This window comes from Breoghania sp. L-A4 (assembly GCF_003432385.1).
In the GTDB taxonomy this organism is placed as follows: domain Bacteria; phylum Pseudomonadota; class Alphaproteobacteria; order Rhizobiales; family Stappiaceae; genus Breoghania.
The window spans coordinates 1,599,790-1,619,701 of sequence record NZ_CP031841.1; the positions used below are offsets into that span (position 1 = coordinate 1,599,790).

A 19,912-nucleotide genomic window follows, 5' to 3' on the forward strand; every position below is an offset into this window, starting at 1 on the left:
AAAATCTGACATGACGCGGATCAACGCGCGCCGGGATGTGGGGTATACTCTCCCCATGGGCGCCCGGCCGTCGTGCATCGCGGATTCCAGCCGCGCGGACGCCGCGCGTGTTTCAGGGAGACGCAGCGATGAAAACGATGGACCCCGTCACCTTGGAAAAGGCGCTGCGCGATCCCGCATCCGTCTTCGCCACCCCGAAGAGGTCGAGACCCATGCCGGCTTGAGCGCCGCGCAGCGCATCGAGATCCTGCGCCGCTGGGAATACGACGCCTCGGAGGATTCCGTCGCCACGGAAGAAGGCATGCCGGGCGGCGACGACGACCTGACCGCGCGCATCCTGCAGGCGCTCGACCGCCTCGGCGGCGTCAATCCGGAAAACACCGGCCCCACCAAGCACCACGGCCTGACGCGAGATGCGACCAAGCGCGAGTGAGCCGTTGCCGCATCCTTTGCCCGTCCAGGCCACTTCCACGATTGTCATCCCGGCCGCAGCGCAGCGGAGAGCCGGGACCCACTCTGATCTCCGCTTGTTGAGGCGCTTGGGCGCGCGCGGCGCGGTCTGGCGGCACGTTCCGGGCGACAGCCGTCGCCGAGCGGCAGTGTGGGCCCGGGTCAAGCCCGGGTGACAACGGAGGGTGGGCAGACTCACCTGCCATGACCGCTATTGGAAGGCTTCATCTCTCCACGTCATCCCGGACCGTGTGCAGCAACGCTGCATCACGAGATCCGGGATCCAGCACATCAGCCGGCGCTTGCGCCGTCAAACCCCCTTGTCCGTGTCGGGAGTGTTGTTCTGGCGTGAGCGAACGGCGCCTTCGGCGAGTCCCTCCTGGGTTCCGGATCTCGCGATGCACCTGCGGTGCACGCGGTCCGGAATGACGCGGAGGGTTGAAGCCCGGCAGCGGGGATCTGCACTTTGGGGCACTTTCCCACGATTGTCATCCCGGGCGAGCACCGCGAGACCCGGGACCCACTCTGACCCCCGCTTGTTGAGGAGTTTGAGATTGCGCGGCGCGGTGGCTGCATGGATCGAGCGTCCGTGTTCGCCGAGCGGCATAGTGGGCCCCGGGTCGAGCCCGGGGTGACAAGGGAGGGTGCGGATGCTCCCCCGCCCCGGATCTGCAAGGCGGCACTGCGCGCCGCATCGCGTCCGGGGTGACGCGGAGGGTTGAAGCGCGGCGGCGGGCGGTTGCCTTTGGCCCCCCACGATTGTCATCCCGGCCGCAGCGCAGCGGAGAGCCGGGACCCAGTAATCGCCGGATTTTCGGCGCTTGCCGAAGGGGTTCAACCGCGCTGTGGTGCTGGCCCGGCGCAGCCACGCGCGCCGTCGGCTACTGGGTCCCTGCTTTCGCAGGGATGACAGCAAGGGTGATAGCGAGAGGGATGGCAAGACCCGTGAAAGCATCCCGGACACCGGGTTCTCAAAGCACCCGCCGGTCATTCAGAAAAGTCTCTCGCGGACCACGAGAAACCGCTGCTCCACCCGGTGCTGCTCCGCGCTTCCCTTGCCCGCATCCCCCACTTATGCTGCGCCGACAGGGGAGGGCATGGCGGAGCAATTTGATCGCGACGAATTTGAGCGCTGGCTGAAGACCCAGCCGCGTGAGGTCTCGCTCGCCATCGCCAGCCGCGCAGCGCTACGCGTGATGCCGCTGCTGGGTATCATACTCGAAGTTGAGGAGTTGGACGACGCCGGGTGGTTCGGCTCAGTCGTCCTTTTGCCGCTGTTGCGTGGCATGGCTCTGCCATGGGCTGCGGCCATATATCCAGCCCATGGCAGAGAGTTCGCCGCCAGCGCCACCGCCAATACCGTCTCTGCCTCCGCCGCTTCCAACGCCGCCTACACCGCCGCCAGAGCCGCCAACGCCGCCTTCGCCGCCGCCAATGCCGCCGCGGCCGCCGCCTATTCTGCCGTCGCCGCCGAAAACGACGCCTACGCCGCCAATGCCGTCAGCGCCGCCGCCGACGCCTACGGCACCGCCAGAGCCGCCGCCGCCGCCGCCGCTGCCAGAGCCGCCGCCGCCGATCGGAAATGGATTGAAGCCGGTGGGTCCGCGGCCGATCTGGGCGTCGCGCCCTTCTGGCCGGCGCGCGGCATGCCCGATGAGCTGCGCCGGTTGTGGGAGCGTCTCAAATCCGAGCTGCGGCCTCTCGATGAAGACTGGCAGGTCTGGACCGACTGGTATGAGGATCGGTTGAGAGGCGAGACACCGGTCGAGGCGCTGGAAGTTGAGCGCGTGACGTTGCCCGAAGACCTCTGGGAGGAGGGACCGAAGGCAGTCAACGCACGGATTCGAGAGTTGATCGAGGGTGCTCCGGAACCTGAGGTCCAATCGGCAAGCAGGCAGGACCGCGAAAGAAGCGAACTGGTCATCCCTGAACAGAAACGCGCTGCGCTTGAGCCGGTCTGGCGTGACGGGCGGCTGACGTTGGCCGCTGGAACATTGCCGTCCGGCCACGACAGCATCGATGCCGCACTGACGGCGCTCAAGCGCGATTTTGAGCGTTTCTTGGATGTCTTGAAGACAGATACGGGCAATGTCGATAGCCGATTTGTCGATTATTTTGAGCAGGTCACCGAGAGTATCCCGACCGCTGCACCTTCACAGGAAGTGCTGTTTTCCCTCGCTCACAATGAGGAAATCCTCATTGGCTACGGCAAGGCCGTCTCCAGCGAATGGCCGGACTTTCTCGCCGCCCAATACCACGGCCTTGCGCTGCACTTCGGCCGGATCATGCGGCAGTTCCCCGAATGGCGTGAGTTCCTTGAGAACGCGCGCGGCGATCCGCTCAGTGAGGCCGACATTGAGGCCGCCGCCGAAATCGGAACAGCCTTTGCCGACGGCCTGCGCGACGAGACCCCGAACAACCCGGTGGACGCCATCATTCCCGATGTCATCGAGAAGTTCGCCGGAGAACTGTCAGCGCCTCAGGAGACGCCATCCGAAGAGACTGCCTCGGGCCGCAGCCTGTTGGCCCGCGATCTGCTGGAAAGCGTCAACAACACGCTGAAGCGTCTGTTTGAGGCAGCCGCACCAGTTCTTCGCAGGGCCGGGAAAGTCGTATACGCCGAATTTGTCGAAGGTGCATTTCATCAGTTGAAGATGATTGCGAGGGCAGCTGGTCGTGGTGTCGTCATCGGAGTAGCCGGTTATGCTGGTAGCGTCATTGGCGAGGCATCAGGTTTGCTGGCGTATTTTGCGGCACGCTTTCCCGAGATTTATGGCTGGATCGAGCCGTGGCTGAAGTTTTTTCCGTGGGTGTAGCCACTCCCCCGATTGTCATCCCGGCCGCAGCGTAGCGGAGAGCCGGGACCCACTCTGATCTCCGCTTGTCGAGGCGCTTGCGGGCGCGCGGCGCGGTCTGGCGGCACGTTCCGGGCGACAGCGTTCGCCGGGCGGCATAGTGGGTCAAGCCCGGGGTGACAAGGGAGGGTGCGGATGCTCCCCCGCCCCGGATCTGCAAAGCGGCACTGCGCGCCGCGTTGCGTCCGGGGTGACGCGGAGGGTTGAAGCGCGGCGGCGGGCGGTTGCCTGTGGCCACTCCCCCGATTGTCATCCCGGCCGCAGCGCAGCGGAGAGCCGTGACCCGCTCTGATCTCCGCTTGTCGAGGCGCTTGGGCGCGCGCGGCGCGGTCTGGCGGCACGTTCCGGGCGACAGCGGTCGCCGGGTGGCATAGTGGGCCCCGGGTCAAGCCCGGGGTGACAACGGAGGGTGTGGATGCTCCCCCGCCTCGGATCTGCAAAGCGGCACTGCGCGCCGCATTGCGTCCGGGGTGACAGCAACGGGCGCCCAAAGGCGACTCCCCCCTACAGATCCTCGGGCTCGAATTTCAGCGCGGTTCCGTTCATGCAGTAGCGCAGGCCCGTCGGCTGGGGGCCGTCGGGGAAGACGTGGCCCAAGTGGGCGTCGCAGGACGCGCAGCGGATCTCGGTGCGGGTCATGCCGTGCGAGCTGTCGGTGATTTCCGTGAGCGCGTCCGGCGAGACGGCCTCGAAGAAGCTGGGCCAGCCGCAGCCGGCGTCGAATTTCGTGTCCGAGCGAAACAGCGGCGCGCCGCAGCCCACGCAGGAATAGGAGCCGCCCTGGAAGCGGTCCCAGTGCGGCCCGGTGAAGGGCGCTCGGTGCCGGCCTGGCGCATCACGTGATACTGCGCGGGCGTCAGGCGCTTGGCCCACTCGGCGTCGCTCAGCTCAAGCCGCCCGGATCTTGTGTCCGCGGCGTGGTTCTGGTCGCTCATGTCGTCCCTTTCGTTCCTCGGCGCCGGATCGCGCGTGATGTTCGGAGCGGATCGGCCGCGCGCACCGGCGCACCCGCATACATCGTGCATGCCGGCTCCCGCGCAAGCGGCGGTGGCGCACGATTTGTTGAGGGCCCGGCGCGGGAGCCGGGTCTCGCCAGGGCGCCGCGGCGTATTGCCGCCGCCTTGCGGCACCTCTCGCCCGGCGCGGGGGATCGCAAAAGGCCACACATCGGGGAAAATACGGTCCCGGAGGTCCTCAACAGCATTTTTTAACAAAACCGGCAATAGGTTGGCGCCAAGCAATCTTGCACATTGCGGCGCTGGCGTATATTGCACCATGACTTCTATCGGATAACAAGTTGGCCGGGCGGGGCCCGCGTGATTCCCCGAACGAGCCGGCGAGAAGATCTTTCAGGGACCGCGGATGGCGCTTTTCGGGATGGATGAAACAGTTGTCGCCGTGCTGGCGCCCTTTGCGGCAGCCGTTGTCGCCCCGGTGCTGACGCGCTACCTCAAACACAACGCCGCCTGGGTCCTGGCGACCGTTCCGGCCCTGATTTTCTTACATTTTCTGGGATTCATCGACCCTGTTTCGCACGGCGAGACGGTGCGCGCCGGCTATTCCTGGGTGCCGGCCTTCGGGGTGAATTTCAGCTTCTTCGTCGACGGTCTGTCGATGCTGTTCGCGCTGCTGATCTCCGGCATCGGCACGCTGATCGTGCTCTATTCCGGCGGCTATCTGCAGACCCACGAGCATCTGGGGCGATTCTTCTCGTTCATCCTGCTGTTCATGGGATCGATGCTCGGCGTGGTGCTGTCGGACAATCTGATCACGCTTTTCATATTTTGGGAATTGACCTCGATCACCTCGTTCCTGCTGATCGGGTTCGACCATCTGCGCACGGCCTCGCGCCGCGCGGCGCTTCAGGCGCTGGTGGTCACCGGCGGCGGCGGACTGGCGCTGCTGGCGGGTCTGCTGCTGATGGCCTCGGTCACCGGCGAGATGGAAATGTCGGCGGTGCTCGCCTCGGGCGACGTGCTGCGCGACAACGCGCTCTACATGCCTATCCTGCTGCTGGTGCTCGGCGGCGCCTTCACCAAATCGGCACAGTTCCCGTTCCACTTCTGGCTGCCCAACGCCATGGAGGCGCCGACCCCGGTCTCCGCCTATCTGCATTCCGCGACCATGGTGAAGGCCGGCGTCTATCTGCTGATGCGCGTGCATCCGGTGCTCGGCGACACGACCGCCTGGATGACGATCCTGCCGGTCTTCGGCGGCGTGACGCTGCTGGTGGGCACCATCCTTGCGGTGCGCCAGACCGATCTGAAGCTGATGCTCGCCTACACCACCGTCGCCTCGCTGGGCCTTTTGGTCATGCTCACAGGCACCAGCGCGGAGAAGGCGATCGAGGGCGCGGTGCTCTATCTCTTCGCCCATTCGCTGTTCAAGGGCGCGCTGTTCATGGTCGCCGGCCTGATCGATCATGGGAGCGGCACCCGCGACATCACCAGGCTGGGCGGATTGCGCAAGGCGATGCCGATCACCTTCGCCGCCGCCGTGCTGGCCGCGCTGTCGATGTCCGGTCTGCCGCCCTTCATCGGGTTCATCGCCAAGGAAGTGCTCTATGAGGGCACCTGGGGCCCGAGACGGCGCAGACGCTGGTGACGCTGACCGCAGTCGGCGGCAACGCATTGATGCTGGCGGTTGCCTTCGCCGTCGCCTTCAAGCCGTTCCTCGGGCCCAAGGTCGAAACCCCCAAGCACGCGCACGAAGGCCCCGTGCTTCTGTGGCTGGGACCGCTGACGCTGGCGCTGCTGGGCCTGGCCTCCGCGCTCGTCGCCCATTGGACCGGCGAGACGCTGATCGGTCCCATGACCTCGGCCATCGTCGGCGACGGCGTGACCTCGACCCTGCATCTGTTCCCCGATCACATCGCCGAGCCGCTGATCCTGTCGCTGATCACCGTGGGACTCGGGCTCGTGGCCTTCTGGCAGATCGACGGGCTGCGCTTCATCATCGCCCGCATCCTCACCGCCATCGGCTGGGGCCCGGACCGGGGTTTGACCAGGTGATCGGCCTGATCGTGCGCATCGCCGGCGCGGTGACCCGGATCGCCCAGCCCGGCACGATGCAGACCTACATGAACGTCACCTTCCTGGTGGTTGCCGCGGTTCTGCTGGTTCCGATGTACGTCTACGGCGAATGGCCGGCGATGCCCAAGGTGCCGGACTTCCTGTTCTACGAATGGTCGATCCTCGCGGTCGCGGTCGTCGGCATCATCGCCGTGCTCGCGGCCCGCACGCGGCTGATCGCCATCGTCTCGCTCGGCATCCAGGGGTTCGCGGTCGCGGTCATCTTCCTGCTGTTCGGCGCGCCGGACCTGTCGTTCACCCAGTTCATGGTCGAGACCCTGTCGGTGGTCATTCTCGCGCTCGTTATGACCCGGCTGAAGCTTTCGGTGCAGGATCAGCGGCCGTTCGGCGAGTCGCTGTTCCATGGCGTCATCGCGATCGCGTGCGGCGTCGGCTTCGCGCTGCTGCTGCTGGCGGTGACCCAGGTGCCCTTCGACGGCCGGCTGTCGGAGTTCTTCGCCGCCAACAGCCGGGTGATCGCGCATGGGCGCAACATCGTCAACGTGATCATCGTCGACTTCCGCGGCCTTGATACGCTGGGCGAGATCTCCGTGGTGATGGTAACCGGCCTCGCCGTGGTGGCGCTGATCCGGGTGCGCGCGCGCGGCTCCAAGGCGCCTGCCGGCGCCAGCGACGGCGCGGATGCGCGGATCGCAGGCAGTACGGGTGCGGAGGGAACGCGCGCATGAGAACGCTGATTTTCCGAACCATCGCGCCCTATCTGGTGGCCCTGATGGTGCTGTTTTCCCTCTTCGTGCTGCTGCGCGGCCACAATGAGCCCGGCGGCGGCTTCATCGGCGGGCTGATCGCGGCGTCCGCCTTCGCGATCTACGGTATCGCCTGCGGCGTCGCGCCGGTGCGCCGGGCGATCCGGTTCCACCCGATGTCTCTCTCGGGATTCGGGCTTGTGCTTGCGACGCTGGCCGGGCTGCCGTCGTTTCTGCTCAAGGTTCCGTTCCTCACGGGACTGTGGGTGACGCCGAACGTCTTTGGCGTCGAGGTGGCGCTGTCGACGCCGATGTTCTTCGACATCGGTGTGTATTTTGTCGTCGTCGGCGTGATCACCTCGATCGCGCTGGGCCTGGAAGAGCGGGAGAACGACTGATGGAAGCCGGCTTCTCCGTTCTCATCGGCATCTTCTTCGCCGCCAGCATCTATCTGATGCTCTCGCGCCAGCTCATCCGCATCCTGATCGGGGTTGCGCTGTTGGGCAACGCGGTCAACCTGCTGATCTTCACCGCGGGCCGGCTGACCCGGGAGGTGCCGCCCGTCATTCCCGAGGGCGCCATGGTGCCCGTGGAGGTGACCGCCAATCCCCTGCCGCAGGCGCTGATCCTGACGGCCATCGTGATTTCGTTTTCGTTCTTTGCCTTTCTGCTCGTGCTGGCCTTTCGCGCCTACCAGGAACTGGGCACGGATGACGCCAATGACATGCGCGTTGCGGAGCCTGCCGGCGACGTGAAGCCGCCGATGGGGTACTGACAATGGCCGCTTCTTCCTCAGCCCACGCGCCCGACATCGCCCACGCCATGATCACCAATCCGGTCGCCTACGGCGACTGGCTGGTGATCGCGCCGATCATCATCACGCTGCTGGGCGGCGCGCTGTGCCTGATGATGCGCCGGAACACGGACGCGCAGCCGCGGCTCGCCATTCTGGCGCTGGGGCTGCTGGTCCTGTCGAACATCGGGCTTCTCGCCCGGGTTCTGGATCACGGCGCCATCACCATGGTGATGGGCCGCTGGCTGCCGCCGTTCGGCATCGCCTTCACGGTGGACGCCACCGGCGCGATCCTGACGCTGATCTCCTCCATCGTCGCGCTCGCCGCCGCCATCTACGGCATCGCCGACTCCGATACCCGCTCCCGGCGCTACGGCTTCTATCCCTTTCTGATGCTCCTGATGACCGGCGTCTCCGGCGCTTTCCTGACCGGCGACATCTTCAATCTCTATGTCTGGTTCGAAGTGCTGTTGATCTCGTCCTTCGGCATGCTGGTGCTGGGCAACGAGAAGGCGCAGCTCGACGGCGCGGTCAAATACGCGGTGCTCAATCTGATCGCCACGACGCTGTTTCTGATCGCCACAGGCTATCTCTACGGGCTGGTCGGCACACTCAACATGGCCGATATTCCAGGATCGATGGCGGCGCTACCCGAAAGCGCGCCGGTGGCCACGCTCGCCGCGCTGTACTTCACGGCGTTCGCCATGAAGGCGGCCGCCTTTCCGCTGAATTTCTGGCTGCCCGCCTCCTATCACACGCCGCGCGTCGCGGTGTCGGCGGTATTCGCCGGACTCCTGACCAAGGTCGGCGTCTACGCGCTGATCCGCGTCATGGTGATGCTGCTGCCGGCGCACAGGGCCGAGATGAGCTCCCTGATCGCCGTCGTGGCCGTGGCCACCATGCTGCTGGGTGTTCTCGGCGCGCTGGCCCAACGCGACCTTCGCCGGGCGCTGGGCTATCTGGTCATCTCGGGCATCGGCTCGATGATGGCGGGCATCGCCATCGGTACGGGCGCGGCGATCAGCGGCGCGCTGTTTTACGCAGTGCACTCGATGATCGTCATGACGGCGTTGTATCTGGCCTCGGGCATGGCGGCGCGGCTGGGCGGATCGTTCGATCTCGACCTGCTCGGCGGGCTCTACCGCAAGGCGCCGGCCTTCGCCGCAGTGTTCCTGATCCTGTCGCTGGCGGTGGCCGGATTGCCGCCGTTCTCCGGTTTCTGGCCGAAGGTTATCCTGGTCAACGCGGCGCTGGATACCGACCACACCGTGCTGGCGGGTGTTATTCTGGCAACCGGGCTTCTGACGTCGATCGCCGTCGGCCGGGTGTGGCTGTTTGCCTTCTGGCGCGGCGGACCACGCGGCACGGAGGACGGCGAGAGCGCCGAGATGGCCGCGACCGTGCCTGTCGCAGGCTCCGCCTGGCTGGGTCTGGGCATTCTGGTCGCCCTGGTGGTGATCATCGGCGTGGCGCCTGAACCCTTGATGCGGATCACCGGCGCGGGCGCGGCCGGCATGATCGACCCGACGGCCTATATCGGGTCCGTATTCGGAGGGACGCACTGATGATGGGTCTGTTCCTGATCAACATCCTGCTGGCCGCCGCCTGGGGCGCGGTGACGGGATCGTTCTCGCCGCTCAGCCTGGTCTTCGGCTTCGTGCTCGGGGCCGCGGTTCTCTACATGATCCGTGAGCAGATCGGCACCGGCGGCTACTTTGTCCGGTCCTGGCGTGTTTTTATTCTCGTCTGGACCTTCATCTACGAGCTTGTTCTTTCCGCCGTTCGCGTCGCGAAGATCGTCTGCACGCCCGATCTGAGCACGTTGCAGCCGGGCATAATTGCCTATCCGCTGACGGTGGACCGGGACTTCGAGATCACGCTGCTTGCCAATCTCATCACGCTGACGCCGGGCACTCTGACCGTCGATGTCTCCGAGGACCGCAAGGTGCTTTATGTGCATTGCATCGATGTGCCGGATCCCGAAGCGACCATCACGGATATCCGCGAGGCGTTCGAACGCAAGATTCTGGAGGCGTTCCGATGAGCGGCGCTGAGGTTTTTCTCGATGTCTGCGTTCAGATCGCGCTGGCGATCCTGTCGCTGTCGTTCTTCATCATCGTCATTCGCATCGTCCGCGGTCCGACGCTGCCGGACCGGATCGTCGGTCTCGACATGCTTGTGGCTGTCGGCATCGGGTTCATCGCGGTCATCGGCGTGAAGACGGATTTCTATCTCTACGTGGACATCGCCATCGCCCTTGGGCTGGTCGGTTTTCTGGCGACCGTGGCCTTCGCCCGTTTCGTGCTCAACCGCGGCCTCGCCGACGATCCCTCGATCGTCGAGGAAACCGCAGACACGGCGAAAATGCGCAAGGCGGGCCAGGCGAAGCCGATCCGCGAGGCCGGCGAAGCCCATGTTCTGCGGAAGGAAGGTCAATGAGCGAAATTCTCGCAGTGCTGGTCGGCATCCTGCTGATCATCGGATCGCTCTTCGCGCTGACGGCCTCGGTCGGCATTCTGCGCCTGAAGGACGTTTACATGCGCATGCATGCGGCCAGCAAATCCGGCACGCTCGGTTCGGGGCTGCTGCTGCTGGCGCTCGCCATCCACTCCGGTCAGCTCGACGTGGTAACGCGCGCCATCGCCGGCGTTGTGTTCTTTTTGCTGACGGCCCCGGTCTCCTCGCATCTACTTGCCACCGCTGCCTACAGGGTAGGTTACAGGCCCTGCGCTGACACAAAAATCGATGCAATGGCCGACAAAAAAGCGAGCCAATCGGCTGATTGACTTCGCACGGTGAACTGTGCCGCGAAAACGGGCTCCAACGATGAGCATGCACACTTTTCGCAGCCGTTTTCAGGGCCCGGCTATATTTTGCCGACAAGGTATCGGAATTGTTCCAATTATTGCGCGATATTTCGACAGGCGCGATATTCTGTAGGCAAACGTGGATACTCCGCGCACGCCATGTCTCACATGATCAGAAATAATGCCTGAAAAGATTGATTTCGGGGCCGTTTCTTGCGCGTCAGACGAAGTTGGCCGCAACGTGGCAGCGTTTGACACAAATAAAGCAATATTTTCTGTTGTTATTAAACAAATCACTGTATATAGGAATATCCGAGATTATCGCATCGAGAATCGTCTTGGCGTCCAGTAACCATATTTCGTCGCCTGCGGGTTGACGTTGTTTCGGTCTTCACGGATGGAAGGCGCAAAGGCAAACATCATTGCCTATTCAGATAACATGACGGGTGACCTATGACAGAAATCACAAATGAAGCAAACCTTATCGATCTCGCAGCGGACATCGTGTCGGCCTATGTGAGCAACAATTCGGTTGCTGCCACCGATCTTTCCTCGCTGATCAATGAAGTGTACACCGCGCTTCAGAAGACCAGCGGTGCCGTTGTCGAGCCGGAGCCGGAGCCCCTGAAGCCGGCGGTGCCGATCAAGCGTTCTGTCACCCCGGACTTCATCATCTGTCTCGAGGACGGCAAGAAGTTCAAGTCGCTCAAGCGCCACTTGCGCACGCACTACGACATGACCCCGGAAGAGTATCGCGAGAAGTGGGGTCTTGCGACCGATTACCCGATGGTTGCGCCGAACTATGCGGCGGCCCGTTCGGAGCTCGCCAAGAAGATGGGCCTCGGCCAGCAGCGTCGCCGCAGCAAATAGGCTCAGCGCGTATTGTTCAAAAGGCCGCGGCGCGTCAGCGCTGCGGCCTTTTTTGTTTCCCGGCTCGTCGCCATGACATGGGACAGCGTCAGCGCGGCTCGGATTTGTTGAGCCGGTCCAGCGCGTCGGAGGCCTCGCGGTAGGCCCGCTCGAGCCCCAGGCAGCGGTTCGCATCAAAACTCCAATGGCCTGCGCGGCCGCGTGAGCGTTCTCCCTCGAGCGCGCGGCGAAGCGAGTCGACCAGCACCTTCTGGCGGGCGAGCGCCGATGGACCCGATGGCGCGGCCGGGACTTCCGCGACGCGCCGGACGGCCAGCCTGCCCAGCCGCAGGCGCGCGATTCGTGTCTCTGGCGGCACCACCGTAATGCTCCGCGCGAGCGTTCCCGTGGCGGCGTTCGGGACAGACGATTGCCATGCCGCCACTGCCTTGTGCGACCATCATGGAGCGTAATTCCGGCGCGGGGATAAATAATAGATCAAATAAATAGCCAAATACTTTGTTGGCATGTCTGGTCTCATCGCAATATTTACCAAGTCGGTAAAGTTATCCCCAGTCACTCGCTTTCGTTTTATCACAGTTGTCCCAATTCCTGCTGCTGGCACGCGAACTGCCTGCATCGTCTCGGCAATTCGTGCGCTTGCCAGGGTGTCAACGGAGGTGAGGGATGACAGTCGATTGCGTGAGCCATCCAGACAATCATGGCTATGCCGGGCGCCTGGGCGCGGCGGTCTATGACCACGATGCCGCCAATTGCGGCTTCGTCGAGGCAGCCATCACGACCGTTTTCAATGTGACGCCGGAGGCGTTGCGCGCGCCGACCCGCTCCTGCGCCGAGGTCGCCCTTGCCCGTCAGGTGGCTATGTATGTCATGCACGTGGTCTTCGGCTGGTCGCTGACCAGCGTCGGACGGCACTTCGGCCGCGACCGCACCACCGCCGGACACGCGTGCCGGAGGGTCGAGGACCAGCGCGACGACCCGGCATTCGATGCCATGCTGACGGCGATCGAGCGGGCGGCCGCCGCCTGTCGCACGGCCGCGCGGGTGCGCTGGGAGTGGTCGCATTGAGCGCGCGGCGACGAAGTCCTAATCGGGCCGCGCCGGATCTCCGGCTTGGGCGGGCCACGCGGCGGCATGCGGTCCGGCTGCTGAAGGCGATGCTGCGCGGCCGGGAGAATGCCTGCTGCGGGGAGGCGGGGGACGACGGTGTGCAATCGGTGATGTGCGCCGGCTCACGGGTTTCCGTCCCCGCGGATGTCATCCGGATCCTGGTGTCCGAAGGCATTGTTGAGCGGTGGGATAACGCGGAGGCGGCCCGGAAGGGCATGATTGAAGGGCGCGCGACCCTGGCGGTTACCGGGCCGGGGCGGGCGTGGCTGCGGCGGGCCCTGAGTGAGGGGGAGGATCCGTTCCGCGCCCAGCATCAGGAGCGCGCGCGCTGCGCGCTCGATGGCGAAACGCAGGGCGCGCCGGCGGCGCATCGGCCGGTGACGATAAACCTGGCGGAAAGCCCGCTGTCGTGGCTTGCGCGGCGCAAGCGGCCCGATGGCCGCCCGTGGCTGTCATCGGCGCAGGTCGCCGCGGGCGAACGGTTGAGGGCGGATTTTACCCGCGGCGGCATGATGGCCCGGGTGACCACGGATTGGAGCGCGATCGGGCAGGGCGGACGGCGGCGGTCGGGCGGCGCGGGCGGCGGCGCCGATCTGACGGAGGCGGTGCTGGCCGCGCGCGCCCGGGTCCGCGCGGCGCTCGATCGCACCGGGCCGGGGCTGTCCGCGGTCCTCGTCGACGTGTGCTGTCATCTGAAGGGACTGGAGAGCGTGGAGCGGCAGCGCGGCTGGCCGGCGCGGTCAGCCAAGGTGATTCTGTCCATCGCGCTCGAGGGGCTTGCGGCGCACTACGGCTTCAGCGACGAGGCGACGGGACCGGCGCGTCATCGGCGTCAGGCCGCGGCGAGCGCGGCCTCGGCATCGGCGCGCACGCGCTGAATCATCGCGCTCAGTCCGTTGGAGCGCTGCGGCGTCAGATGGTCGCGCAGACCCAGCCGCTGGAACAGGGCCTCGGCGTCGGCCTGAAGAATTTCCCGGGCGTCGCAGCCGTCATACAGCGCCAGCAGGATCGCCACCAGACCGCGCACGATGTGGGCGTCGCTGTCGCCTTCGAACGTCAGCCGCGCCGGCGCGCCGGCTTGCGGCTCGACACGGGTGGCGAGCCACACCTGGGAAACGCAGCCGCGCACCTTGTTGGCGTCGGTGCGCAGGTTCTCCGGCAGCTCGGGCAGGTCCTTGCCCAGCTCGATCACATAGCGGTAGCGGTCTTCCCAGTCGTCCAGGAACTCGAAATTGTCGATGATCTCGTCAATTTTCGTCATGCGCGCCGATGTCTGCCTTGCGGATGGTTGTCGTGCCGGTGTCTGTCACGGACCGCGGGTGCGGAGCACGGCCTCGTCGCGGCCAGCGGAGATCCGCGCGTTCCAGGTTCCACATATAGGGTCCGGACGGCTTAGGCAAATCGGGGGAAACGGGATTTCATCGCCGGGGAGGAAGAAAAGGCGCCGCAAGCATAAAGGGCAGTGAAACGCTTGCGGCGCTGCGGCGGCATGAGCCGCCAAGTTCTCGCTCCTTTGCCAAGCCGCCAGTGCCCCGAGGGGCAGCGGACGGCGTCAACACGTGGGCGGGACGCGAAGCTGAATTCGTGATCGGGCAGGCGCGGCCGGGAAGAAACCCGGAATGCCAAGGGTTTGGTGGAGCCGAAGCCGGTCAGGCGCGGTGGTTCAGACCGGCTTGCGCAGCGGCGCCGGCACCGTCCATTCAGGCTGCAGGTCCGCCGGCGTCAGCGTGCCGTTTGCCGGGCCGTTTGACGGCCGCGCGGCCGTCGATCCGGTGAAAAGCTCGCGGTCGGACGGCCCCGAAGCCATGTCGCGGCTCGCGGAAACCGGCGTCCGATCGGTATTGTCGCCCGGCCCGAGATACTCGTAGACCATGCGCGCTCCGGTGCGGGCCTTGGCGGAGAAGATCTCCACGGCGGCGCCGCCGGTCTCACAGGTCATCGGGTTGCGTTCGCAGAACCTCGTCATGTCGACGTAGGCCTGCTGGGCCGCGCCGATGGCCTGCAGGGAGCTGATATCCGCTTCTTTTGATTGGGCTTTCGTCTCCGGGTCCGCCGGGATCAGCAAGACCACGAGTGACAACCAGAATGCCGTTCGCAGAATAAAAAACATGACACTACCCTTTGCGTTTTTCAAAGCATGGCACCACGCGTTTTCGCTGATGGCGGTGCTCGACTTCATGGCAACACTAGCAAGGGCGTTCAAACATCCCGTTCAACTGCGGCTGTCAATTTTCAGCATATTTGCCGCTTCTTTGAGACGAATTTGAGTGAAATTCGATTCAAATTTGAATCAAATTCGAAACCCGCCCCTGCGCGCATCCGCACGGCGCTTATCCGCAAAAAGAAATCGGGCCGGCAGGCGGGATCTTTACGCCCGCAGCCGGCTTTCGTCACCGCGCACGCGACGCGCGCGAGGCGGCACAACATGGACCCACCGCCCGCCCCGAAATGCAATTTGGCATGGTCGGGCAAATTTGAACGCGGCGCTTTAGCGTTCTTTAAGCCGTTGGTGAGACGATCATCGCGAAAAGTAGTAAGGGACGGTGTGTCGCGTTCGAGCACATCGCATTGTGGCGTTTGCGTATCCTTGAGTTCATAGCGTCCGGCCGGCGATTTCTGGACAGCCTCGTTCATCCGAGCGTGGCGTCCGATGCGTTCTGCGGGCCCCGGCAGCGCACCTTCATCGCGGCCCATCTGGCCGCGGGAATGCTGGCGTTGTTCGCCCTGCCGCTGCATCTGGCGCTGACCGGCGGCATGACGCTGCCGCAGGCGCTGGGCTTTGCCTGGCTGGCCTGCCATCTGCCGGTGGCGATGTATCTCTCCTGCACGGGGCGATTCGAAACCGCGCATATCCTCTCCGCCGCCCTGTTTTCCGGATTCCTCGGCTGGATGGCCTTCATCACCGGCGGCATGACGTCGTTCGCGCTGCTGTGGCTGGCGATCGTGCCGGTGGAGGCGGCGCTTTCGGGCTCGCGCCGGGTGATCGTCGCCGCGACGCTCTGCGCGGCCGCGGTGATCGCGGTGCTGCTGGGGCTGGAAAGCCTGCACATCGCCGCCGAGAGCTTCACCTTCCGCTGGCCGGCCGAGCAGGTGCGCACCGTCGCGCTGCTGGCGGGGCTGGTCTACGCGGTGCAGGTGGCGCTGCGGGTGGAATGGACCGGCAGCACGGCGGCGCAACTGGCCTCCGTGCGCGAGGAACGCTACCGGCTGGTGGCCGAGAACGTCTCCGACGCCATCTCCCTGCACACGCTGCGCGGCGACACGGTGTTCATCACGCCGTCGATTCGCCGGCTGCTCGACATGGGCGTGCACGAGGCGCTGGACGACGGGCTGTTCCAGCGCGTTCACGTGATCGACCGCCCCGCGTTTCTCACCGCGCTCAACGACGTGGTGACCCAGAAGACCACGACATCTCTGGAATTCCGCGCCCGCCGCGGGGCCTCCAAGCCCGGCGAAAGCGGCCAGCCGCAGTATGTGTGGCTTGAAATGCGCTGCCGGCCGCTGGGCTATCAGCCCGTGGGCATTGGCGACGCCGCCGTGGTCACGGTCATCCGCGACATCTCGCGGCGCAAGGCGCAGGCCGAAGAGGTGGAGCGCGCCCGCGAGGAAGCGGAAAGCGCCAGCGCCGCCAAGACGCGGTTTCTCGCCAATGTCAGCCATGAGCTGCGCACGCCGCTCAACGCGATCATCGGATTCTCCGACATCCTGCGCCAGTTCACGCCCGAAATGCTGCCCGACGAGCGCCGCGCGGAGTATGTCGACCTGATTCACGACAGCGGCCAGCATCTGCTGCAGGTGGTCAACGATATCCTCGACATGTCGAAGATCGAGACCGGCAACTTCGAGCTGGTCTGCGAGCCCTTCGTGCTGGAGCGCTGCATGCGCGAATGCGCCGACATGATGGGCGAGCAGGCCAAGAAGCGCGGCGTGAAACTGACGCTGTCCGTGCCGGACAACCTGCCGGAAGTGGCCGGCGACCGCCGCGCCTGCAAGCAGATCCTGATCAACCTGCTGTCGAACGCGGTGAAATTCACCAACGCCGGCGGCTCGCTGACCATGGGCGCGGCGCGCAACGGCAAGATGGTGGACCTGTATGTGCGCGACACCGGCGTCGGCATTTCCCAGGAGGATCTGCCGCGCATCGGAACCCCGTTCCTGCAGGTCGACAACGGCTACGACCGCAACCACGAGGGCACCGGGCTGGGGCTTTCCGTGGTCAAGGGCCTGGTCGCCCTGCATGGCGGCGATTTCTTCATCGAGAGCGAGTTGAACGTGGGCACCTGCGTGACCGTGCGTCTGCCGGCTCATGTGGCGGCCCATGTGGCGCAGGCCGTCACGCCGATCGCGGCGCAAGGCGCCGCCGCGGGGGCAGAGGATGCGGTCGTCGTGCCGCTGGCGGGCGAGGCGCCCAAGCGCGTGAGGGCGTGAGCATGCGCGGGCAGGACATGCGCGGCGCTCTGGGCTGGGCCCGCGGGGAGCCGCCTGAGGCGGTTGTGACGAGGCAGCTCTGGCGCGGACACCAGGCGCGCTGGCGGATGGATCGCGGGCGCATCGAGCGGCGCCAGTTCGAGCAGATGCAATCGTCCGGCCCGCGCGGGCCCGGTGCGATTGCGGCATTTCAGAAGGTGAGCACGCGATGAGAGCGCAGCGGCCGACTCCCTATGACGACCCGGAAGAGACCCGGCGCTTCGGCGGCCTGGCGCTCGACAATCCGGTCGCCACCGGCGGCGTGCTGGTGATGGTGCTGACGGCGACGCTGATCGCCGCGAACGCGCTGTCGTTCCAGCCCGGCCGCCATCCCGCGCCGCTGTTCGGCGCCTGGGATCAGGCAGGCCGCGCGGCTTCCGCCGCACGCCCCGCCGGCCTCGTGCCGCAGCCCGCGCCGCACGCGGCCCCCGCCTATTCCGATCTGGTGCATGAGATCCAGGTGTCGCTGCAGCGCGGCGGCTACTACATCGGCCCGCTCGACGGCATGAGCGGCCCGATGACCGACGACGCCATCCGCGCCTACCAGCGCCGCGTGGGGCTCTCGGAGACCGGCGAGGTCAGCCACGCGCTGCTGGCGCACCTGCTGATGAATCCGGGCCCCTCGAGGCTGGAGCCGGCCGCGCGGTCCTCAGGTGCGCCGGCCCTGGTGCCGCCCGCCCGCCCGATGCCCGCAGGGACCCAGTCCGTGCAGACTCAGTCGATTTCCACCGGCCACGGCCGGAGCGCCCCGGTGCCGCCCGCGTCGATCCCCGCGGGCACCGACGCCGATCGCGAGACCCTGCGCGCCGTGCAGCAGACGCTCGCCGATCTCGGCTACGGCCCGATCACCATCGACGGGCTGATGGGCGGCGAGACCGCCAGCGCCATCCGCCGCTTCGAGCTCGACCGCGGCATGGCGATCACCGGCAAGGTGCGCCCGGAAATCTACGCCGCGCTGGAAAAGACCGCAGGGGTTTCGATCCCGCGCTGACGACGCGGGATGTTTTGCCTGAACTTTCCAAATTTGAGGAAGTTCAGCCGCGGCCCGGGCGCCATGACGTAAAGCCATCAGCACTCATTCGGGGTATTGAACGCAACTCGTTGGTAATGGTATGTTGTTTTCAGCTTGCCTGGATGCACAGAGAATGAAATAGTATATTTATCATTGTTATGAGTTATTATCATGGCACGATATTTTGGACTTAAACAGGTTTTCTGGTTCGCACTGCTCCTCTCGGCATTTATCGTCACGATGGTTCCGGCGCGTGCGGAGCCGTATACGCTGTCGGAGCGGACAGCCAGCGAATTCAGGGTGTTCAAGGAAATTCAGGGTGACATGGCCGATATGCAGGCATTGGCCAATGTCCTGGTGGCGATCGCCCCGTTTCGGAGCCTGCTCGACGGAGCCGGCATAACCGATCCGTTTGAAATCACGGCCGAACCGTGGGACGTCTTCGGCACAGCCGTACAAGGGCTTTCATCCCACTACCGTCAGCAGCTCCGCACCTTTTGCGAACTGGAAGCGCTGAAGCAGCATAAGAGCAAGGATGATTTCCGGTTCTGGCGCAACCTGTCCAAGACATTTCACCCCAAGAAGACGGCCGTCGACCTTTCCGGGCGGTGGCGAAAACGGATCACGCCGCAGCATCGCGGGCTGGTTCCGACGTTACAGTTCGAGGCAAACGGCAACGGTTATACCGGGTATTTTGTCGTCACGCTTGATGGTGAGGATATTCGCCGTCCGCTGAACGTGATCAACGTCAGTGGCTCGAGCGTCAGTTTCAGCATGGCGAACGGCAGCGACAAGATTACGTTTTTATTACGCGCGGAGAGCGACCGCAAGGTGCTGACCGGCCGAGTTTCGAACGAAAGGGATAAGGCGGAAATCAGCTTCGACAAGCTGTGAAATGACGAAAAAAAAGTGGAAGAGCGAAACATTCACCAAGCGGGGGTAGTGATATGATGAAACACCTTTTCTGGTCTATCGCGGCCATGTCGATGCTGACGGCGGGGGCTTGGGCAAATACGCCGACGCCGCAGGCTTGTCTGCGCGCCGATGCGACCTGGAACGGCGTTCAATTGGCATATGACAACAGCAATGAAGGGCGCGTTCAGTGCTTCAAGGACTGTTACGACAATTATACCGCGTGCAACAACACCGCGAACAGCCCGGAGGCCCGGAGGGAGTGCCAAGAGAGCCACAACGCGTGTAAGTCGACCTGCAATTGACAAGAGCGCCTATTCCAGATCCAACCGCACGGCAGCTGGGTAAGAATGCGACCGCGCGGAGGATCGATCAACCATGCGCCTGACATCGGAATTCTGGGTTGGCGCCTATGTGCGCCGGTGTTTTGGCGAGGGCGCGATGGCGGCCGTGGCGCGGCGGGGGGCCAAGGAGGCCGGGGCGATCTTCGTGATCGTCAACCGGCTCGACGGCACGGTGGATTACTACGCGCCCGCTCCGCAGAGCTATTTCGATTCCGACGACGGGCCGGGCGAGCGCAAGTTCGAAAAGCGGCTGGCGGCCGCGCCGGAAGCCGAGGCCACGGCAAAGCTCGAGCGCGAGAAGGCGATGGATCCGGATTTCTGGGTGGTCGAGGTGGAAGACCGCGCCGGCCGGTGCTTTCTCGACGTGGTGGAGTAGGCGCCCGTCCGCCATTGCGCCGGGGACTTGTGAATTCCCGGATTTCTCACCTGGTTGCCATGGCACTTGATGCAAGTAATCTTTACTCGCATCCCGTTACGCTGTAATATTCAAATACTCGGTTCCTTTAAGGATGTA

Annotated in this window: 20 protein-coding genes and 2 pseudogenes; 17 read left to right on the forward strand and 5 right to left on the reverse strand. The window is 65.0% G+C overall.

All coding sequences use genetic code 11. The annotated features are described in order from the left end of the window. The first annotated feature begins 220 nt into the window (after positions 1–220). Together D1F64_RS07445 and D1F64_RS07450 are read left to right on the forward strand one after the other, a co-directional pair. Positions 221–433: a hypothetical protein gene (locus tag D1F64_RS07445; protein WP_117411915.1), complete on the forward strand. Its 213-nt coding sequence runs from the start codon at positions 221–223 to the stop codon at positions 431–433. 1,114 nt (positions 434–1,547) lie between these two features. Continuing rightward, positions 1,548–3,266: a hypothetical protein gene (locus D1F64_RS07450; protein WP_117411916.1), complete on the forward strand. Its 1,719-nt coding sequence runs from the start codon at positions 1,548–1,550 to the stop codon at positions 3,264–3,266. Positions 3,267–3,809: 543 nt separating this feature from the next. Here D1F64_RS07450 and msrB read toward each other — a convergent pair. Then, a pseudogene (msrB, locus tag D1F64_RS07455) lies at positions 3,810–4,240 on the reverse strand (peptide-methionine (R)-S-oxide reductase MsrB). Between the two features lie 427 nt (positions 4,241–4,667). On the opposite strand from msrB, the pseudogene D1F64_RS07460 reads away from it, so the two are divergent. The 8 genes and pseudogenes from D1F64_RS07460 (at position 4,668) to D1F64_RS07495 (ending at position 11,553) form a co-directional block, all read left to right on the forward strand. Next, positions 4,668–7,065: pseudogene (locus D1F64_RS07460) on the forward strand (putative monovalent cation/H+ antiporter subunit A). Continuing rightward, complete coding sequence (locus D1F64_RS07465) at positions 7,062–7,481, forward strand: Na+/H+ antiporter subunit B (protein ID WP_117411917.1); 420 nt, start codon at positions 7,062–7,064, stop codon at positions 7,479–7,481. Before D1F64_RS07460 ends, D1F64_RS07465 begins: the two are co-directional and overlap by 4 nt. Then, complete coding sequence (locus D1F64_RS07470) at positions 7,481–7,858, forward strand: Na+/H+ antiporter subunit C (RefSeq protein ID WP_117411918.1); 378 nt, start codon at positions 7,481–7,483, stop codon at positions 7,856–7,858. Before D1F64_RS07465 ends, D1F64_RS07470 begins: the two co-directional genes overlap by 1 nt. 2 nt (positions 7,859–7,860) lie before the next feature. Continuing rightward, complete coding sequence (locus D1F64_RS07475; RefSeq protein WP_117411919.1) at positions 7,861–9,441, forward strand: Na+/H+ antiporter subunit D; 1,581 nt, start codon at positions 7,861–7,863, stop codon at positions 9,439–9,441. Next, the gene (locus D1F64_RS07480) at positions 9,441–9,920 is read left to right on the forward strand and encodes a Na+/H+ antiporter subunit E (protein WP_117411920.1); all 480 of its coding nucleotides are present in this window, start codon (positions 9,441–9,443) and stop codon (positions 9,918–9,920) included. The genes D1F64_RS07475 and D1F64_RS07480 overlap by 1 nt, the downstream gene beginning before the upstream one ends. Next, positions 9,917–10,315, forward strand: a complete 399-nt coding sequence (locus D1F64_RS07485; RefSeq protein ID WP_117411921.1) for a cation:proton antiporter — start codon at positions 9,917–9,919, stop codon at positions 10,313–10,315. Before D1F64_RS07480 ends, D1F64_RS07485 begins: the two co-directional genes overlap by 4 nt. Beyond that, on the forward strand, positions 10,312–10,662 hold the full coding sequence (gene mnhG / locus D1F64_RS07490) for a monovalent cation/H(+) antiporter subunit G (protein ID WP_117411922.1): 351 nt from the start codon (positions 10,312–10,314) through the stop codon (positions 10,660–10,662). Before D1F64_RS07485 ends, mnhG begins: the two co-directional genes overlap by 4 nt. Before the next feature lie 474 nt (positions 10,663–11,136). Continuing rightward, entirely contained in the window at positions 11,137–11,553 is a 417-nt protein-coding gene (locus D1F64_RS07495; protein WP_117411923.1) for a MucR family transcriptional regulator, read from the forward strand. Between the two features lie 88 nt (positions 11,554–11,641). Here D1F64_RS07495 and D1F64_RS07500 read toward each other — a convergent pair whose 3' ends face one another. Then, positions 11,642–11,914: a hypothetical protein gene (locus tag D1F64_RS07500; RefSeq protein ID WP_117411924.1), complete on the reverse strand. Its 273-nt coding sequence runs from the start codon at positions 11,912–11,914 to the stop codon at positions 11,642–11,644. Positions 11,915–12,219: 305 nt separating this feature from the next. Between D1F64_RS07500 and D1F64_RS07505 the strand changes: the two genes are divergently transcribed. Continuing rightward, on the forward strand, positions 12,220–12,621 hold the full coding sequence (locus D1F64_RS07505; protein WP_117411925.1) for a helix-turn-helix domain-containing protein: 402 nt from the start codon (positions 12,220–12,222) through the stop codon (positions 12,619–12,621). Beyond that, entirely contained in the window at positions 12,618–13,541 is a 924-nt protein-coding gene (locus D1F64_RS07510) for a DUF6456 domain-containing protein (protein ID WP_162901392.1), read from the forward strand. The genes D1F64_RS07505 and D1F64_RS07510 overlap by 4 nt, the downstream gene beginning before the upstream one ends. Here the strand turns inward: D1F64_RS07510 and D1F64_RS07515 are convergent. The 3 genes from D1F64_RS07515 to D1F64_RS23200 all read right to left on the reverse strand — a co-directional run bounded on the left by D1F64_RS07515 (position 13,496) and on the right by D1F64_RS23200 (position 15,399). Continuing rightward, complete coding sequence (locus tag D1F64_RS07515) at positions 13,496–13,924, reverse strand: SufE family protein (RefSeq protein ID WP_117411927.1); 429 nt, start codon at positions 13,922–13,924, stop codon at positions 13,496–13,498. The genes D1F64_RS07510 and D1F64_RS07515 overlap by 46 nt on opposite strands. Positions 13,925–14,326: 402 nt before the next feature. Further along, positions 14,327–14,842 (reverse strand): DUF5330 domain-containing protein, encoded by a 516-nt coding sequence (locus tag D1F64_RS07520; RefSeq protein ID WP_162901393.1) that lies wholly within the window; start codon positions 14,840–14,842, stop codon positions 14,327–14,329. 53 nt (positions 14,843–14,895) lie between these two features. After that, a complete protein-coding gene (locus D1F64_RS23200; protein WP_162901394.1) occupies positions 14,896–15,399 on the reverse strand; it encodes a hypothetical protein in 504 nt (167 codons plus the stop codon). Here D1F64_RS23200 and D1F64_RS07525 point away from each other — a divergent pair. The 5 genes from D1F64_RS07525 to D1F64_RS07550 all read left to right on the forward strand — a co-directional run bounded on the left by D1F64_RS07525 (position 15,370) and on the right by D1F64_RS07550 (position 19,774). Next, complete coding sequence (locus D1F64_RS07525) at positions 15,370–17,091, forward strand: ATP-binding protein (RefSeq protein ID WP_162901395.1); 1,722 nt, start codon at positions 15,370–15,372, stop codon at positions 17,089–17,091. The two genes, D1F64_RS23200 and D1F64_RS07525, sit on opposite strands and share 30 nt — an antisense overlap. A 208-nt stretch (positions 17,092–17,299) precedes the next feature. Next, the gene (locus D1F64_RS07535; protein WP_117411931.1) at positions 17,300–18,121 is read left to right on the forward strand and encodes a peptidoglycan-binding domain-containing protein; all 822 of its coding nucleotides are present in this window, start codon (positions 17,300–17,302) and stop codon (positions 18,119–18,121) included. A 192-nt stretch (positions 18,122–18,313) separates the two neighbouring features. After that, a complete protein-coding gene (locus D1F64_RS07540) occupies positions 18,314–19,036 on the forward strand; it encodes a hypothetical protein (RefSeq protein ID WP_162901396.1) in 723 nt (240 codons plus the stop codon). Between the two features lie 53 nt (positions 19,037–19,089). After that, the gene (locus D1F64_RS07545; RefSeq protein WP_117411933.1) at positions 19,090–19,359 is read left to right on the forward strand and encodes a hypothetical protein; all 270 of its coding nucleotides are present in this window, start codon (positions 19,090–19,092) and stop codon (positions 19,357–19,359) included. 73 nt (positions 19,360–19,432) lie between these two features. Further along, a complete protein-coding gene (locus D1F64_RS07550) occupies positions 19,433–19,774 on the forward strand; it encodes a DUF1491 family protein (protein ID WP_117411934.1) in 342 nt (113 codons plus the stop codon). Positions 19,775–19,912: the final 138 nt, after the last annotated feature.

Excerpts from the sequence above, each read along its gene's own strand:
- D1F64_RS07465 (WP_117411917.1), top strand. The coding sequence starts at position 7,062 with ATGAGAACGCTGATTTTCCGAACCATCGCGCCCTATCTGGTGGCCCTG.
- D1F64_RS07535 (WP_117411931.1), top strand. The coding sequence starts at position 17,300 with ATGAGAGCGCAGCGGCCGACTCCCTATGACGACCCGGAAGAGACCCGG.
- D1F64_RS23200 (WP_162901394.1), bottom strand. The coding sequence starts at position 15,399 with ATGCAGCGGCAGGGCGAACAACGCCAGCATTCCCGCGGCCAGATGGGC.
- D1F64_RS07520 (WP_162901393.1), bottom strand. The coding sequence starts at position 14,842 with ATGAAGTCGAGCACCGCCATCAGCGAAAACGCGTGGTGCCATGCTTTG.
- D1F64_RS07470 (WP_117411918.1), top strand. The coding sequence starts at position 7,481 with ATGGAAGCCGGCTTCTCCGTTCTCATCGGCATCTTCTTCGCCGCCAGC.
- D1F64_RS07485 (WP_117411921.1), top strand. The coding sequence starts at position 9,917 with ATGAGCGGCGCTGAGGTTTTTCTCGATGTCTGCGTTCAGATCGCGCTG.
- mnhG (WP_117411922.1), top strand. The coding sequence starts at position 10,312 with ATGAGCGAAATTCTCGCAGTGCTGGTCGGCATCCTGCTGATCATCGGA.
- D1F64_RS07525 (WP_162901395.1), top strand. The coding sequence starts at position 15,370 with ATGCTGGCGTTGTTCGCCCTGCCGCTGCATCTGGCGCTGACCGGCGGC.
- D1F64_RS07540 (WP_162901396.1), top strand. The coding sequence starts at position 18,314 with ATGGCACGATATTTTGGACTTAAACAGGTTTTCTGGTTCGCACTGCTC.
- D1F64_RS07495 (WP_117411923.1), top strand. The coding sequence starts at position 11,137 with ATGACAGAAATCACAAATGAAGCAAACCTTATCGATCTCGCAGCGGAC.
- D1F64_RS07450 (WP_117411916.1), top strand. The coding sequence starts at position 1,548 with ATGGCGGAGCAATTTGATCGCGACGAATTTGAGCGCTGGCTGAAGACC.
- D1F64_RS07475 (WP_117411919.1), top strand. The coding sequence starts at position 7,861 with ATGGCCGCTTCTTCCTCAGCCCACGCGCCCGACATCGCCCACGCCATG.
- D1F64_RS07550 (WP_117411934.1), top strand. The coding sequence starts at position 19,433 with ATGCGCCTGACATCGGAATTCTGGGTTGGCGCCTATGTGCGCCGGTGT.
- D1F64_RS07480 (WP_117411920.1), top strand. The coding sequence starts at position 9,441 with ATGATGGGTCTGTTCCTGATCAACATCCTGCTGGCCGCCGCCTGGGGC.
- D1F64_RS07505 (WP_117411925.1), top strand. The coding sequence starts at position 12,220 with ATGACAGTCGATTGCGTGAGCCATCCAGACAATCATGGCTATGCCGGG.
- D1F64_RS07515 (WP_117411927.1), bottom strand. The coding sequence starts at position 13,924 with ATGACGAAAATTGACGAGATCATCGACAATTTCGAGTTCCTGGACGAC.
- D1F64_RS07545 (WP_117411933.1), top strand. The coding sequence starts at position 19,090 with ATGATGAAACACCTTTTCTGGTCTATCGCGGCCATGTCGATGCTGACG.